The organism is Goodfellowiella coeruleoviolacea (genome assembly GCF_024171785.1).
Classification (GTDB): domain Bacteria; phylum Actinomycetota; class Actinomycetes; order Mycobacteriales; family Pseudonocardiaceae; genus Goodfellowiella; species Goodfellowiella coeruleoviolacea.
Genome location: NZ_JAMTCK010000003.1, coordinates 41,509 through 56,640, shown reverse-complemented (window position 1 = coordinate 56,640; position 15,132 = coordinate 41,509). Strand labels below are relative to the sequence as shown.

The window sequence follows — 15,132 nt, the reverse complement described above, 5'->3', positions numbered from 1 at the left end:
GGAGGTTGATCGCCGATGCCCGCGCCCGTTCCGGTGAACCGTCGTGGATTCCTCAGCGCCGCCGGCATGGCCGCGTTGGCCGCTGGGCTGGGCGGGCCGCTGCTCGCCGCCTGCGGCTCCAACACCGGGCGCGGCAACAGCAGCGGCAACGGCGGCGGGATCAGCCAGTGGTACCACGCCTACGGCGAGGCCGGGGTGCAGCAGGCGGTGGAGCGCTACGCCAAGGCGTACCAGGACGCGACCGGCAAGTCGGTGAGCGTGCAGTGGAACCCCGGCGACTACGACTCCAAGCTGGCCACCTCGCTGCTGTCCGGCGGCGGGCCGGACGTGTTCGAGTCGACCCTGTCGGTGGCCAGGGTGCGGGCCGGCCAGGTGGTGCCGCTGGACGACGTGATCGCGCCGGCCAAGGACGACTTCACCGCCACCATCCTGGCCACGCACACCGTGGACGGCCAGGTGTACGGCATCCCGCAGGCCGTGGACACGCAGATGCTGTTCTACCGCAAGAGCATGCTCGACGCCGCCGGCATCACCCCACCGTCCACTGTGGATGAACTGGTCGACGCGGCCCGCCGGTTGACCACCGACAAGGTCAAGGGGCTGTTCGCCGGCAACGACGGCGGCGCGGCCACGCTGGGCGGGCCGTCGCTGTGGTCGGTCGGCCTGGACTACGTGACCCCCGACCACAAGCCCGGCTTCGACGACCCGGCCGCGGCCACCGCGCTCGGCAAGCTGCGCGAGCTGTACACCAGCAACAGCATGCTGCTCGGCGCGGTCAAGGACTGGGCCGAGCCGGACGCGTTCATCCAGGGCCTGGTGGCCTTCCAGTGGACCGGGCTGTGGGCGGTGCCCGCCGTGCAGCAGGCGCTCGGCGACGACTTCGGCGTGCTGCCCTGGCCCAAGCTCACCGACGCGGGCGCGCCGTCCGTGCCGGTGGGCGCGTTCGGCGCCATGGTCAACGCCAAGAGCCAGCACGTGGACGACGCCAAGGCGTTCGTGAAGTGGCTGTGGGTGGACAGGACCGAGTACCAGGAGGACTTCAACCTGGCCTACGGCTTCCACATCCCGCCGCGCGCCAGCCTGGCCGACAAGGCCGACAAGCTCAAGACCGGGGTGGCCGCTGACTCGGTGCGGTTCGTCCGCGACCACGGCAAGGCGTCCAACCCGGTGGACTGGACCCAGGGCGCGCGCACCGCGTTCCTGGACGCGGTGTCCAAAGTGGTGCGTGAGGGCGCCGACCCGGCCACCGAGATCCGCGCGGCCGCGCAGAAGGCGCAGGACGAACTGACCCGGCTGTACAGCTGACACGGCAACGGGGGTGGGGCGGATGAGCGGGGTCGCCGGGGACGGGCGCACGGCGCCGGCCAGCGCGCGGCGGCGCACCGGGGTGCGCGGCAACACGCTGGCGTTCTGGTTGTTCGTCGGGCCGTTCGCGATCGGGCTGGCCGTGTTCGTGTACCTGCCGATCGGCTGGAGCGCGCTGCTCAGCTTCTTCGACGCCTACAACACGGTCACCCCGAGCACGTTCGTCGGCCTGGACAACTACGTGGACATGCTCACCGAGGGGCCGTTCCTGCGCAGCCTCGGCACGTTCAGCCTGTTCGCGCTGTTCATCGTGCCGCTGACGTTCGTGCTGTCGCTGGCGCTGGCCCTGCTGGTCAACCAGGTGGGGTTCGCGCGCACGTTCTTCCGCTCGGTGTTCTTCTTGCCCACCGCCTGCTCCTACGTGGTGGCCGCGCTGATCTGGAAGCTGTCCATCTTCAACGGCGTGCGCTACGGCCTGGCCAACACCGTGCTCGGCTGGTTCGGGGCGGACAGCATCGCGTGGACCGGTTCCACCAACCCGCCGTGGTACTGGCTGGTGCTGGTCACCCTGCGGCTGTGGCTGCAACTGGGCTTCTACATGATCCTGTTCATCGCCGGCCTGCAACGCATCCCGCAGCACCTCTACGAGGCCGCGTGGATCGACGGCGCCTCGCCCGGCTGGCAGACCTTCCGGCACGTCACCCTGCCGCAGCTGCGCACCACGTCGGTGGCGGTGCTGCTGCTCACCCTGATCGCCGCCTACCAGGCGTTCGACGAGTTCTACAACGTGCTGGGCACCGCCGACGGCTACCCGCCGTTCGCCCGGCCGCCCCTGGTGTACCTGTACTACTCGGCGCTGGGCAGCGGCGGCCAGGACTTCGGCCACGGCAGTGCCGGCGCGGTGCTGCTGGCCCTGCTGATCGCCCTGGTGACCCTGTTGCAGGGCAAGGTGTTCGGCTTCACCAGGCGGGAGGACTGAGCAATGGGCGACGGCGCGCCGCACGTGCACCGGCCGGTCGGCTACCACCGCACCCCGGCCGGCGTGATCGGGTCGGTGGCCCGCTACCTCGCGCTGGCGGTGGCGGCGGTGCTCTTCCTGCTGCCGTTCTACCTGCTGGTGCGCAACGGGTTGGCCACCGAGCGGGAGATCACCGCACCGGACTGGCAACTGGTGCCGGAGACCTGGCACTGGGAGAACTTCGCCGAGCTGTTCGGCGACCCGGCCGTGCCCATGGTGCGCAGCCTGGTCAACTCGGTCGTCGTGGCCGTGCTGCAGACCCTCGGCCAGCTGTTCTTCTGCTCGCTGGCCGGCTACGGCCTGGCCCGCATCCCCTACCGGCACGCCAACAAGGTGTTCTACGCGGTGGTGGCCACGCTGATGATCCCGGCGGCGGTGACGTTCGTGCCGAGCTTCGTGGTGGTGTCCACCCTGGGCTGGCTCAGCGACCTGCGCGGCCTGGTCATCCCCGGGTTGTTCAGCGGGTTCACCACGTTCCTGTTCCGCCAGTACTTCCTGAACTTCCCGCGCGAGCTGGAGGAGGCCGCGCGCATCGACGGCCTGGGCCACTGGGGCACCTACTGGCGGGTGGTGGTGCCCAACTCGCTGAACTTCTTCGCCGCGCTGGCGGTGATCTCGTTCATCGGCAGCTGGAACGCGTTCCTGTGGCCGCTGGTGATCGCCCAGGACGAGTCCTCCTGGACCATCCAGGTGGCGCTGTCCACGTTCCTGACCGCGCAGCGCATCAACGTGCACGAGCTGTTCCTGGCCGCGCTGGTGTCCATCCTGCCGCTGGTGCTGGTGTTCGTGGCGCTGCAGCGCTACCTGGTGCGCGGGGTGACCGAGACCGGCATCAAGGGATAGTCACCCGCTCGCCGATCAGCTCACCGAAATGCCCGATTCAGGCTGGTTCTTCCGGGCCGGGCATGGCTGTCCGTGATCGGCGGATGGAGTAGCCGTCACCCGGTTTGCCCTGCCGGCCGAGAGCTACTCCGGCGTAGTGTCACTGCCACGCTCGGCCCGGCCGGGCAGGTCAAGACCCCACCCAGGGGCGTCCTGCCCGCTCAGTTTCGCCTCGGCCGGCGCGGTGTTCCGTGGCCCACCAGTCGTCGACCTGGCCGCCTCGGCCGGTCTGGTGCCACGGCACGCAACGTGCGAGGTGGACACGGTCTTGGGCACCGAAGGACACGGCGTGGCCGGTGCGGGGCGGCGCCCCGGCGAGCCGCGGGCATGGCTGCTGCGCGGCCTGGTCGTGGTCGTTCCCGCCGATCTGGCCGGCGCGTGGGCGGACGCCCTCGGCGCCCGCGCTGCGGCCGCGCCCCCGGCCACACCGCTGACCCTCGATCCCGGCCCGCTGTGGGCGCAGCTGCTGCTGGTGGGCGCCACCGGGATCATCGCCGTGGTGGTCGCCATGCTGGCGCTGCTGATCCGGCTGCGCGACCGGGACACGACAACCAGCCAGGCCGGCCGGCCACCGCGGTCCACGCCGACCGCACCGGCCCGCCAGCCCCGCCAGGTCGGACAAGCCGGGCAGGCCGGGCAGGCCGGGCAGCCCAGCGCCTTCGGCCCGACCCGGCCGGCCGGCCAGCGCCCCCGACCCGGCCAGCACCCGCCGCCCGGCCCCGTCCCCACCGGCCGGCCCCGGCCCGCGGCCACCGCGCCGCGCCCGGCCACCCGGCAGCACACCCCGCTCCCAGCACCCCGCCAGCCAGCACCGGCCCGCCAGCCAGCACCGGCGCAGCAGCCAGCACCGGCGCAGCCGGCACAGCCGGGGGCGGCGACACGGCGGCACCAGCCCCGGCACGGCCCGGGCGCGCGGCGGCACGGCGGTGCCCAGACCACCGTGACCGACCTGCTGCGGCGGGTCCGGCAGGAACGCCAGGCGGTGCAGGAGCAGCGGGCCCGCCAGGGGCGGCCGGACCGGCCCCGCTGGTGGGAGGTGATGACCGCGGACACCGACGAGATCCCGGTGTGGCGCGGCGTGAAGTCCGATGTGGACGAATACCCGACGGTGCCGACGGTCCGCCGCTACCGGTTCGGCTGGGCACACCGGGGCACACTGTCCACTGAGGACTGGGAACGGCAGGATTCCGCGCCCACCGCGCCGATCCTGCCCGGTATCGGCACCGTCCACATCAGAATCAGCAGCCGGCCGGCACCGTAGTCGGCGGACAGCCGGCCGAAACGCCGGCGGGGCCGGACCACCCGATCGCAGGTGGCCCGGCCCCGCCGGAACGATCTCGTGCGGCCCTCAGGCCGGCCGCTCAGTTCTCGAAGACCTTGCGCCAGGACTCCACCGAGGTCAGCTCGGGCATGGCGTCCCGGTAGGCCTTGCGGATCCGCGGCCACTCCTGGACCAGCCGCCGGTAGTTGCGCAGCGCCTGGTTGGCCAGCTGCCGGAAGATGACCGGGTCGCGGCGGCGGAACGCCACGCCACTGCCCTCGGCCGTGGACACGGTGGCGCTGTCCAGGTTGCCGAGCAGGAACCAGCGGGCGTTGGCGGCCGGCACGTTGATCTGCGGGTGGGCCGCGGCCGACTCCTCGGGCCGGCGCAGGTTGTGCACCAGGGCCTTGGACGCGCGGGCCGCGATCACCACCGGGTTGACCGGCGGCTTGAGCATCTGCTCGGCGCGCACCATGTCGAAGGTGGGCGTGGGGAACTCCCGCGCCGAGGGCAGCACCTGCGCGTCCGCGTACTGGTCGCGCAGCGCCCGCACCTCGGGCAGGGCCGTGCGCAGCGAGTCGAACAGCTTGTCCGGGCCGGCCAGGAAGTCCTCGATGGCCTTCTGCTGCACGGCGACCGTGGAGTACTCCATGGACAGCAGGTGCCGCAGCGACAGCTTCAGGCCCTGCTTGAGCAGGGTGGTGCGGACGTCGTACGGGCTGTGCATGGCGGCCATGATCAGCCGGTTGCGCAGGTGGAAGTAGGCGGTCCAGTCGGTGGAGTCGTTCTTGTCCGTCCACGGCATGTGCCACACGGCCGAGCCGGGCAGGGTGACCGTGGGGTAGCCGTGCTCCAGCGCGCGCAGCGAGTACTCGGAGTCGTCCCACTTGATGAACAGCGGCAGCGGCAGGCCGACCTGGCGGATGACCTCACGCGGGAACAGGCACATCCACCAGCCGTTGTAGGTGGCGTTGATGCGGGTGTGCAGCTCCGGGGTCTCGCGCAGCGACTCCTCGCCGAAGTCGTGGTCGGTGACCGCGCCGGGCGCCGGCCGCCACACGCACTCCTTGAGGTCGACGACCTCGCCCATGCTGTGCAGCCGGGCCCGCGCCTGCAGGTTGAGCATCTGGCTGCCGACGATGATCGGCTGGCTGGAGGCCCTGGCGAAGGCGTTGGCCCGCAGCAGCGCGTCCGGCTCCAACCGGATGTCGTCGTCCATCAGCATGATCTGCTCGACGTCGGTGTGCTCCAGCGCCTCGTACAGGCCGCGGGTGAACCCACCGGAACCACCCAGGTTGTCCTGCTCGATGACCTGGAGCTTGTCGCCGAGCAGCTGGGCCGCCTTGTCGAAACCCTCCACCTCGCGGACCTTCTTGGGCCCCTGGTCGGCGACGAAGATCTTCTCCACCACGTCCAGCACGGCCGGGTCGTCGGCCAGCGCCTGCAGCGCGATCACGCAGTCGACCGGGCGGATGGTGGTGGTGCCGATGGCCAGCCGCTGCCTGGGCAGCTCCTGCTCGGTGGTCCAGGCGGCTTCCTTGATCTCCAGGGTGGAGTCGTCGGTGAACACGTCGAACCACACCCAGCCGCCATCCTCGAACGGCGCCAGGCTGATCCGCAGTTCCAGGTGGGTGGCCTGCTTGGTGGCGCGCACCGGGTGGCCCTGCAGGTGCACGATGTCGCCGCTGGGCTTGGACCGGTACACGTCGATCCGGCCGGCGCCGCGCACGCTCATGCGCAGCACGACCTCCTCGATGCGGGTCCACCGCTTCCAGTAGCTGGCCGGGAAGGCGTTGAAGTAGGAGGCGAAGGACACCTTGGCCGAGGTGGGGATGGTGACCGAGCGCCGCGAGGACACGTGGCTGTGCACGTTCTCCGGCTCGTCCAGGTACAGCGGTCGGACGTCCAGCGGGTCCTCGTCACGCGGCAGGATGACCCGCTGCAACACCTTGTTCGGGTCGATCGCGGCGGCCCGGCCGGCCACCCGCATCGACGTGACGTCACTCGGCTTGCTGTCCGGAGCGCCCTGGACGGGCCCTGTGCTCGACGCGTCGATCTTGCTGCCCTGTTCGGTCACGTGATTCCTCCAGCAAACCGGCTACCGCGCGCCGGCTGATCCATGGTCGGCGGTGACTCAACGTGTTGTTGTCATGGAGCGCAGCACAGTCGAGGAGACTGGCGCAACCACACGAAAGATGAAGAAACGTGCGATCAGCAAGCGCGTCTCGCGACTTCATGTTATCGACAACGCCCCGGTGCCGCCGCCCGGGTGTTCCGGGTCCTGATTTCCCCGGGGATGACCACTGGTGAACCAGCACAGCGGTCACCCCCGGGGAGCGATCGGTCAGCCAGGCCCGACGCCTCAGTCGTCCAGCGAGCCGTCCAGCGCCCGGCCCTCGGTCAGGTGCGGGGCGATCTTGTTGTCGAACATGCTCAGGGCCGACCCGATGGCCATGTGCATGTCCAGGTACTTGTAGGTGCCCAGCCGACCGCCGAACAGCACGTTGCGCTCCTTGGCCTCCTGCTTGGCCAGTTCGCGGTAGCGCTCCAGCTTGGCCCGGTCCTCGCTGGTGTTGATCGGGTAGTACGGCTCGTCGTCGTCGTTGGCGAACCGCGAGTACTCCCGCACCACCACGGTCTTGTCCGTCGGGTACTCCCGCTCCGGGTGGAAGTGGCGGAACTCGTGGATGCGGGTGTAGGGCACGTCCTCGTCGGCGTAGTTCATCACCGGGGTGCCCTGGAAGTCACCCACCGGCAGGACTTCCTGCTCGAAGTCCAGGGTGCGCCAGCCCAGCTTGCCGGCGGAGTAGCCGAAGTACTGGTCCAGCGGCCCGGTGTAGATGACCGGGGTGCCGGCCGGGATCTGGTCGCGAACCTCGAAGAAGTCGGTGTTCAGCCGCACCTCGATGTTGTCGTGGTCGGCCATCTTCTTCAGCCACGCCGTGTACCCGTCGACCGGCAGCCCCTCGAACGTGTCGTTGAAGTACCGGTTGTCGAAGTTGTAGCGGACCGGCAGCCGGGTGATGTTGGCCGCCGGCAGCTCGGTGGGGTCGGTCTGCCACTGCTTGGCGGTGTAACCCCGGAAGAACGCCTCGTACAGCGGGCGTCCGATCAGCGAGATGCCCTTCTCCTCGAAGTTCTTCGCGTCCTTCGAGTCGATCTCGCCGGCCTGCTCGGCCACCAGTGCGCGTGCCTCGTCCGGCGTCATGTACCGGCCGAAGTACTCGCAGATGGTGGCCAGGTTCACCGGCATCGGGTAGACCCGGCCCTTGTAGATGGTGAACACGCGGTGCTGGTAGTTGGTGAACTCGGTGAACTGGTTGACGTACTCCCAGACCCGCTTGTTCGAGGTGTGGAACAGGTGCGCACCGTAGCGGTGCACCTCGATACCCGTTTCCGGTTCGGGCTCGGAGTACGCGTTTCCGCCGATGTGCGCACGGCGTTCCAGCACCAGCACCCGCTTGTCGAGTTGGCTGGCGACCCGCTCCGCGACCGTGAGGCCGAAGAAGCCGGATCCAACAACGATCAGGTCATAGCCCGAGAAGCTCACGGCGACTCAGGTTACCCGGGCAGGCTGGCCGACCCGAACCGACCGTGTCCGCGTCGGCGCACGCGCGTGACCACCGCCAGCACCAGCGCGGCCAGCAGTGCGAACGCCCCCGAGGCCAGCCCGAACGTCAGGCCGCGCGGCTCCCAGGTCAGCGTCAGGTCACCGCCGTCGATGCCGGGTGGCAGGTCGACCACGAGCAGTCCGGCCGGTCCCTCGTGGGTGGGCACCGGCGTGCCGTCGACCGTGGCCTGGTAGCCGGGCCAGGCCAGGCGGGCGAACGCCAGCTGCGCCGGCTGGTCACCGGTGCGGCTGAACCGGACGGTCTCGCGCCGGTCGTCGGTGGAGCCGTTGTCCAGGATGGTGACGTTGTCCGAGTTCCAGGACAGCCGGCCGGACGGCCAGGGCAGCGAGTCGACCCGCTGGAGCACGGTGGCCACCCGGTCCTGCTGGGTGATCCGCCAGCCCGCCGGCACCGTGGGGTTGGGGATCAGCAGCCGGTCGATCACCACGGTCTCCAGCCGCAGCAGGTCCAGCAGCTGCGCGCCGGCCAGCTCGGTGGGGCGTTGCAGCGCGTACCAGGAGTTGGCGCAGGTGCTGCCCTGGTAGCCCATGCACACCGTGTCGGAGAACGAGCGGAAGCCCATGCCGGTGTAGGAGCCGACCATGTCCACGCCGGCCACCAGGTCGACGTTGCCGAACAGGAAGGTCTTCCTGGCCTGCTCGGCGTCCGGGCGGGTCGGCAGGTTGGCCTGGAACACGTCGGCGACCTGGAAGGTGGTGCCCTTGTAGTGCGAGGCCACCTCCTTCAGCTCCGGGATGGAGCGGGAGAAGCCGTAGTTGGCCACGTCCCGGTTGAACGGGAACCACAGCACCTGCAGCGCCAGCGCGATCGCGGTGACCAGCGTGATCACCGGGTAGACCAGGCGCAGCGCACTGCGCCGGGTGAGCAGCACCACCACGGCGGTGGCCACGCCGAGCAGCGCCAGCGACACCAGGTGGCGGCGCCAGCCGAACGGCTGCGTGGCGAACGCCAGCCAGCCGTTGACCACCAGGACCAGCCCGGTGACCAGCGCCCGGACCCGCACCCGGTCGGTGCGCAGGCCGGCGCTGAGCAGCACCGCGAACACCACGCCCAGCGCCAGGTAGATGACCTCCACGTGGCGCAGCGGGAAGCGGAACATCCACAGGTCGGACGGGCCGACGGCGAACAGGCAGTAGCCGGCGGCCACCACGAACACGCCGAGCAGGCCGCGCCAGCGCGCGCGCAGCACCCGCCAGTTCAGCCACGGCAGCAGCGGCACCACGAACCAGGCGAAGTACATGCCTGGCACGGCCAGCTTGTTGGCGGAGAACCCGTCGATCATGGGTTCGTGGCTGGGGATGGCCAGGTTGAGGAAGTCGCTGAGCTGCGGCGTCATCCGGCCGGTGCTCATGAAGCCCTGGTTGGTGCGCCAGGTCACGTCCGCGTTGCCGAGCAGCGGCAGGAACACCAGCGGCACGACCAGGCCGATCAGCACGCCGACCACCAGCAGCCGCAGCACCGAGCGGCGGTCCTCGCCGACCGGCAGCAGCGCGGCCAGCCGGCCGGACCGCCGCGCCTGACCGGACCCACCAGCGCCGGACCCGCCGGCGCCGGACCCACCAGCGCCGGCAGCGCTCGTCGCCTCGGCGGTCTCGGCGGTCTCGGTGCGGCGGGACCGCCAGCCGCGGAACCAGAACTCCACGATCAGCGCGAACAGCACCGCGCACACGCCGAGCACGCCGTACGGGTTGCCGCTGGTCACGGCCAGGCCACCGAACAGGAACGCCCACAGCGGGTTGGCCACGCCCCTGGCCAGCCGCCGGGCCATCCACCACAGGTAGGGCAGCGTGGTGAAGGCGATCAGCCCGCCCGCCCACAGCGAGGTGTCGTAGAACAGGGTGAAGCCGGAGAACGGCAGGGCGATGGCCACCACGGCGGCCGGCCCCCGCTTGGCGCCGTACTCCCTGGTCAGCAGGTAGGTGCCGAGCGCGAGCAGCACCAGGAACTCGGTCTTGAGCACCAGCGCGGCCAAGGCCAGGTCGGAGAACTGGGCGACCAGCAGGTAGTTGGCCACGTTGACCGGGTTCCACACGCCGAACAGCGCCTCGGCGGAGAAGTTGCCGCCCATCCAGGAGTCGGCGTTGAACAGCACCGGCCACTCCCCGGCCATCAGCCGCTGGCCGAGGAAGTGCCAGGTGGGCATGAACTGCACCGCGCTGTCGTCCCAGATGTAGAACAGCCGGTTGCGCAGGAACGGCAGCTGGGCGAGCACCGCGACGGCCACGCAGACCAGGGCGCCGACGCCGAGCCCGGTGAGCCGGGAGTTGCCCGGCCGGTCGGCTGTGGCCTCGGGTGAGGTGTCGGCCGCCGACGTCGCGGTGGCCGGATCGGACACGGTGGTCACGGCTGGGGCTCCCGTTCTGGCACGAGGGTCTCGGCCGCCCCGGTGGGCTTGCGGCGGCCGGTCATCAGCAGCTGCGTGGCCACGAACGTGATCGGGATGGCTGCCAGCGCGGCCACCAGCGACGCGATCTCCTGGTTCATGTGGACCCACTCGACCAGCACGTACAGGCCGGCCGTCTGGATAACCAGGTTGCTCACGGTGGTCAGCGGGAACAGCAGGAACGTCCGCAGCGTGGGCTTGGTGCGGAAGGTGAAGTAGCAGTTGAGGAAGTACGACCCGATCATGGCCAGCACGAACGCGAGCAGGTGCGCGAACAGGTACGGCAGGGCCAGCAGGAACAGCCGGTACAGGCAGTAGTACGTGGCCGTGTTGATCACGCCGACCACGCCGAACCGCACGATCCGGCCCCAGGGCAGGGCGGTGCGCAGGTTCACCGGACCGACTGCTCCGCGCCGGCGGCCACCGCGTCGGCCGAGCTGTCCTGGTCCGCCGGGCGCACCCCGTTCTGGTCGTGCTGGTCGTGCTGCCCCGCCGGACCGCCCTGGTCGTCCTGACCGCTCTGGCCGGCCGGCTCGGCCTGGTCGGCGGCTGCCCCGGCCGGGCCGCCGAAGGCCGCGGCACCCCTGGGCGCGGTGTCGTTGGGGTCGGAACTGCTGGCGATCATCAGGCCAAGCGGCACGGTCACCGGGGTGTGCTCCGGCCCGCTGGACTCCTTGACCAGGAAGTGCGGGCGCTGCTTGGACTCGTAGTAGATGCGGCCCAGGTACTCGCCGATCACGCCGAGGAACAGCAGCTGCAGGCCGCCGAGGCCGAGCACGCCGGACATGATGGTGACGTAACCGGGCGAGGTGACGCCGTTGGTGAGGGCCTGGAAGATCACCCACGCCACGTAGCAGAACGCCACCAGGGTGACCAGTCCGCCCAGGTAGACGGCGGCGCGCAGGGGCTTGTTGTTGAACGAGATGACGCCGTCGATGCCGTAGTTGAGCAGCTTGCGGAAGGTCCACTTGGTGGTGCCTTCCTGGCGGGCCACGTTCTCGTAGTCGATGGTGGCGGTGTCGAAGCCGATCCAGGAGAACAGGCCCTTGGAGAAGCGGTTGTACTCGCCGAGCGAGAGCAGCGCCTGCACGGCGCGGCGGGTGAGCACGCGGAAGTCGCCGACGCCGTCCTCCAGCTCGACGTCCACCACCTTGTTGATCATGCGGTAGTAGAGCTTGGAGATGGCCTTGCGCAGGGCGGGGTCACCGGTCCGGGTGCGCCGCGCCACCACCTGGTCGTAGCCCTTGCCGAGCAGGTCGATCATCTGGCCCAGCAGCTCCGGCGGGTGCTGCAGGTCGGCGTCGATCAGCGCGACCACATCGCCCCTGGCCTGGCTCAGGCCGGCCAGCATGGCGGCTTCCTTGCCGAAGTTGCGGCTCAGCGCGATGTAGCGGAACCGGGGATCACGCCTGGACACCTCGCGCATCTGCGTGAGCGTCCCGTCGCTGCTGCCATCGTCGACGAGCAGGACCTCGAAGGTGTCGGCCAGGTCCGGCAGCACCCGGACGAGTGCTTCGTGGAGGCTGGTCATCCCGTGCTCCTCGTTGAAGCACGGAACGACTACCGACAGGAACATGCGTTCACTCCCATAATGTGCACAGCGTTTTCCCGGATCGCCCTCAGGTCCACCAAGACGTGATCTCGGACGCAACCCGCGGCCACTTCGCCAAGCCCAGGTTTTACTACGCGAAAGGTTATCGGTCTGGATACCGGATGACTTGACCTGACTACGTATTCTTCTCTTCGCGTCTCTCGGCGCCAACCGGAGCGTCGTTACCGAGCAGCGAAGAAATCACCGAGAGTCACCGCTTATTCCCGGCCGCACTCGACCGGCCAGTTACGCTATCCACTGGCAACGTCAGCCGTCACCGCTGGTCACGAACAATCGTTCGAAGCGCTCGCGGCACTCCCGCCCGTTGGAGCGATCAATACCAGGGCATTGCCACCGCGTTGACTTTTGCCGGTCGACGCGCCGCCACACCCCTTTCACCCGTTGTTTCCACCTCCCGTGTCGTACTGCCCGGCACCGGCGGAGCACCCGCTCCCCCGGGCCGCCCACCGGCCGGACCGCACACCGCGTCGGCCGGACCGACTCCGCGCTCGCGGCGATGCTCCCTGGCTGTCCGGCGCCGGCCCCGGCCGCGAGGACGGTACGCGTGTCACACGGTCGGGTAAGACCCACGTAACACAGGCACAGTATCCGATTACGCATAGGCGCTTCACAGGTGTGGGGGCGCCCACAGCCGGGACGGGAGTCGCGGCGGCGCCGGTTGCCGACTCGATCACACGCGACGCAATCGTTGCCCGGGCGGCGGGATCCGGGGAGCCGGTAAACGGGTTGGGTGCCGCCGACTGCCCCTGTCGGCGGCACCCACGTGCCGCACCACCCGCCCCGATCGGTTACGGCACGACACGTTGACGTCAGCTTGGTACCACCGCACCGGACAAACCAGCGACTTCACCCGCCCGAGTGATCAAGATGTTCGAGTGATCAAGAAGCGGTAACGCCGGCCGAAACATTCGGGCGTTATTCGCCGGATGACCGGACCAACCGGCGGGGCCGGACCACCCGGCCGGACCGGATCGGCCACGCCCGGTGGCGCGGCCCGCCTCAGCCGGCGCGCACCTCGGGCAGCACGTCCGCGGCCACCTGTTCCAGCACGGTCTCGCTGCCCGCGTAGAAGCCGTCACCGCGCGGCCAGTGCGCGACCACGTCGGTAAAGCCCAGCTCGGCGGCGCGGCCAACGGCGTCCCGGAAGCAGTCCACACTGGACAGCGAGTAGACCGGGGCGGAGTCCAGGTTCAGGTACCTGTCCACTGTAGAGGGATCGCGGCCCTGGTCGACCAGTGCCGAGGTGAACCGCTCGGCCAGCTCGGCCACGCCGCGCCACCACTCGTCCACGGTCTCGCCACCGCTGCCGGTGGTCACCCAGCCCTGGCCGAACCGCGCGGCCGTGCGCATGGTGCGCGGACCGTTGGCCGCCACCACGAACGGGATCCGGGGCCGCTGCACGCAGCCGGGTGCGCTGCGGGCCTGGTCGGCCGCGTAGTAGCGGCCCTGCCAGGTGGTGCGTTCGGCCACCAGCAACTGGTCGAGCAGCTCGACGAACTCGGCGAACCGGGCCGACCGCTCCCCCAGCGACCAGGGCTGTCCACCCAGGACGGTGGTGTCGTAGCCGGCCAGCCCGCCCGCGCCGATGCCCAGGGTGAACCGGCCGTCGGACACGTCGTCCACGGTGAGCAGTTCCCTGGCGAACGGAACCGGGTGCCGGAAGGTGGGCGAGGCCACCCAGGTGCCCAGCCGAATCCTGCTGGTCACCATGGCCGCCGCGGTCAGGGTCGGCACCGCGGCGAACCACGGGCCGTCCACAAGGGACCGCCAGCCCAGGTGGTCGTAGGTCCAGGCGTGGTCGAAGCCGTACTCGTCAGCCGCACGCCACTTGGGTTCCGCGACCCACCAGCGATGCTCGGGCAAGATCACAATGCCGATGCGCACAGGACTGACACTAATCAGTACGCCAGACATCGGCGATACGGTCATGACGTGGCGCACGGCTCACTGACAGGCCGGCCGGAGTTCATCACGAGCTTGCCAGCACGGGGCACGATGAAGGGGTGGAACGACCAAGGCTCGTCGCCTCTGACGTGGACGGAACCCTGCTCGACCCGTTGGAACGGGTCAGCGCACGCACTGCGGCCGTAGTACGCCGGGTAGTCGCGGCAGACGTCCCGTTCGTGCTGGTCACCGGGCGGCCACCGCGTTGGGTGCCCCCGGTCGCCGAGGCCGCCGGCGTCACCGGTTACGCGGTGTGCGGCAACGGCGCCGCGCTGTACGACATCGACGCGGACCGGGTGCTGTGGCAGCGCACCCTGGACCCGGTGCTGCTGCGCGACGTGACCAGGGCGATCGACGAGGCGCTGCCCGGCTGCCGGGTGGCCACCGAGCGCGTGGACGTCGGCGGTGACGGCCGGCCGAGCCGCCGGTTCCTGTCCGAACCCGGCTACCAGCACCCCTGGTGGGACCCGGAGCACTCGGCCACCAGCCGGGACCAGGTGCTCGGCCACGCCGCGCTCAAGCTGCTGATCCGCCACGACAACACCACCAGCGAGGAGATGGCCGAGATCGCCTCGGCCGTGCTGGACGGGGCGGTCAACTTCACCTTCTCCAGCCGCGCCGGCCTGCTGGAGATCTCCGCGCGCGGCGTGACCAAGGCCACCGGCCTGGCCGACGTGGCCGACCGGCTGGGCGTGGCAGCGGCCGACGTGGTCGCCTTCGGCGACATGTCCAACGACGTGCCCATGCTGCACTGGGCCGGGCACGGCGTGGCCATGGGCAACGCCCACCCCGACGCACTGGCCGCCGCCGACGAGGTGACCTCGTCCAACGCCGAGGACGGCCTGGCCCTGGTGCTGGAACGCTGGTTCTGAGGGGCGGCCCGGAGCCTCGGGGACGACGTCGTTGCCCCCGAGGCGGCTCCAGCCCAGCGGCGGCTCCAGCCCACCCCCCACCCTTCCCGGGGGGCTGCCCCAGCGCCAGCCTACCCACCCCCACCTGCGGAAACAGCACCCCGAGCGAATCTGTGGACAAGTCAGCGGGCTGTGGACAAGTCCACCCTCGATCGGGTGAACTGTCCCGCCCCAGGCGTTTCTC

11 protein-coding genes are annotated in these 15,132 nt (G+C 70.3%); 5 read left to right on the top strand and 6 right to left on the bottom strand.

Translation table 11 applies throughout. From position 1 onward, the window contains the following. Nucleotides 1-15 precede the first annotated feature (15 nt). From LX83_RS06250 to LX83_RS06235, 4 genes are all read left to right on the top strand, one after another. Nucleotides 16-1,305 carry an ABC transporter substrate-binding protein gene (locus LX83_RS06250; protein ID WP_253768033.1) on the top strand — a complete coding sequence of 430 codons (1,290 nt, stop codon included), beginning with the start codon at nucleotides 16-18 and terminating at the stop codon, nucleotides 1,303-1,305. A 22-nt stretch (nucleotides 1,306-1,327) separates the two neighbouring features. Next, the gene (locus tag LX83_RS06245) at nucleotides 1,328-2,284 is read left to right on the top strand and encodes a carbohydrate ABC transporter permease (protein WP_253768031.1); all 957 of its coding nucleotides are present in this window, start codon (nucleotides 1,328-1,330) and stop codon (nucleotides 2,282-2,284) included. A 99-nt stretch (nucleotides 2,285-2,383) separates the two neighbouring features. Continuing rightward, entirely contained in the window at nucleotides 2,384-3,166 is a 783-nt protein-coding gene (locus tag LX83_RS06240; protein ID WP_253769095.1) for a carbohydrate ABC transporter permease, read from the top strand. Between the two features lie 307 nt (nucleotides 3,167-3,473). Further along, nucleotides 3,474-4,466, top strand: a complete 993-nt coding sequence (locus LX83_RS06235; protein WP_253768028.1) for a hypothetical protein — start codon at nucleotides 3,474-3,476, stop codon at nucleotides 4,464-4,466. Nucleotides 4,467-4,566: 100 nt separating this feature from the next. Here LX83_RS06235 and LX83_RS06230 read toward each other — a convergent pair whose 3' ends face one another. The 6 genes from LX83_RS06230 to LX83_RS06205 all read right to left on the bottom strand — a co-directional run bounded on the left by LX83_RS06230 (nucleotide 4,567) and on the right by LX83_RS06205 (nucleotide 13,977). Next, complete coding sequence (locus LX83_RS06230; RefSeq protein ID WP_308203923.1) at nucleotides 4,567-6,543, bottom strand: glycosyltransferase; 1,977 nt, start codon at nucleotides 6,541-6,543, stop codon at nucleotides 4,567-4,569. Between the two features lie 285 nt (nucleotides 6,544-6,828). After that, a complete protein-coding gene (gene glf / locus LX83_RS06225) occupies nucleotides 6,829-8,016 on the bottom strand; it encodes a UDP-galactopyranose mutase (RefSeq protein WP_253768026.1) in 1,188 nt (395 codons plus the stop codon). 11 nt (nucleotides 8,017-8,027) lie between these two features. Beyond that, the gene (locus LX83_RS06220) at nucleotides 8,028-10,442 is read right to left on the bottom strand and encodes a hypothetical protein (protein WP_253768024.1); all 2,415 of its coding nucleotides are present in this window, start codon (nucleotides 10,440-10,442) and stop codon (nucleotides 8,028-8,030) included. Beyond that, the gene (locus LX83_RS06215) at nucleotides 10,439-10,876 is read right to left on the bottom strand and encodes a GtrA family protein (protein ID WP_253768022.1); all 438 of its coding nucleotides are present in this window, start codon (nucleotides 10,874-10,876) and stop codon (nucleotides 10,439-10,441) included. The genes LX83_RS06220 and LX83_RS06215 overlap by 4 nt, the downstream gene beginning before the upstream one ends. Then, the gene (locus tag LX83_RS06210) at nucleotides 10,873-12,057 is read right to left on the bottom strand and encodes a glycosyltransferase family 2 protein (protein WP_301327759.1); all 1,185 of its coding nucleotides are present in this window, start codon (nucleotides 12,055-12,057) and stop codon (nucleotides 10,873-10,875) included. Before LX83_RS06210 ends, LX83_RS06215 begins: the two co-directional genes overlap by 4 nt. Nucleotides 12,058-13,092: 1,035 nt before the next feature. Beyond that, a complete protein-coding gene (locus LX83_RS06205) occupies nucleotides 13,093-13,977 on the bottom strand; it encodes an LLM class flavin-dependent oxidoreductase (protein WP_253768018.1) in 885 nt (294 codons plus the stop codon). 119 nt (nucleotides 13,978-14,096) lie between these two features. Here LX83_RS06205 and LX83_RS06200 point away from each other — a divergent pair, with 119 nt between their 5' ends. Next, nucleotides 14,097-14,909 (top strand): HAD family hydrolase, encoded by an 813-nt coding sequence (locus tag LX83_RS06200; RefSeq protein ID WP_253768016.1) that lies wholly within the window; start codon nucleotides 14,097-14,099, stop codon nucleotides 14,907-14,909. The last annotated feature ends 223 nt before the right edge of the window (nucleotides 14,910-15,132 follow it).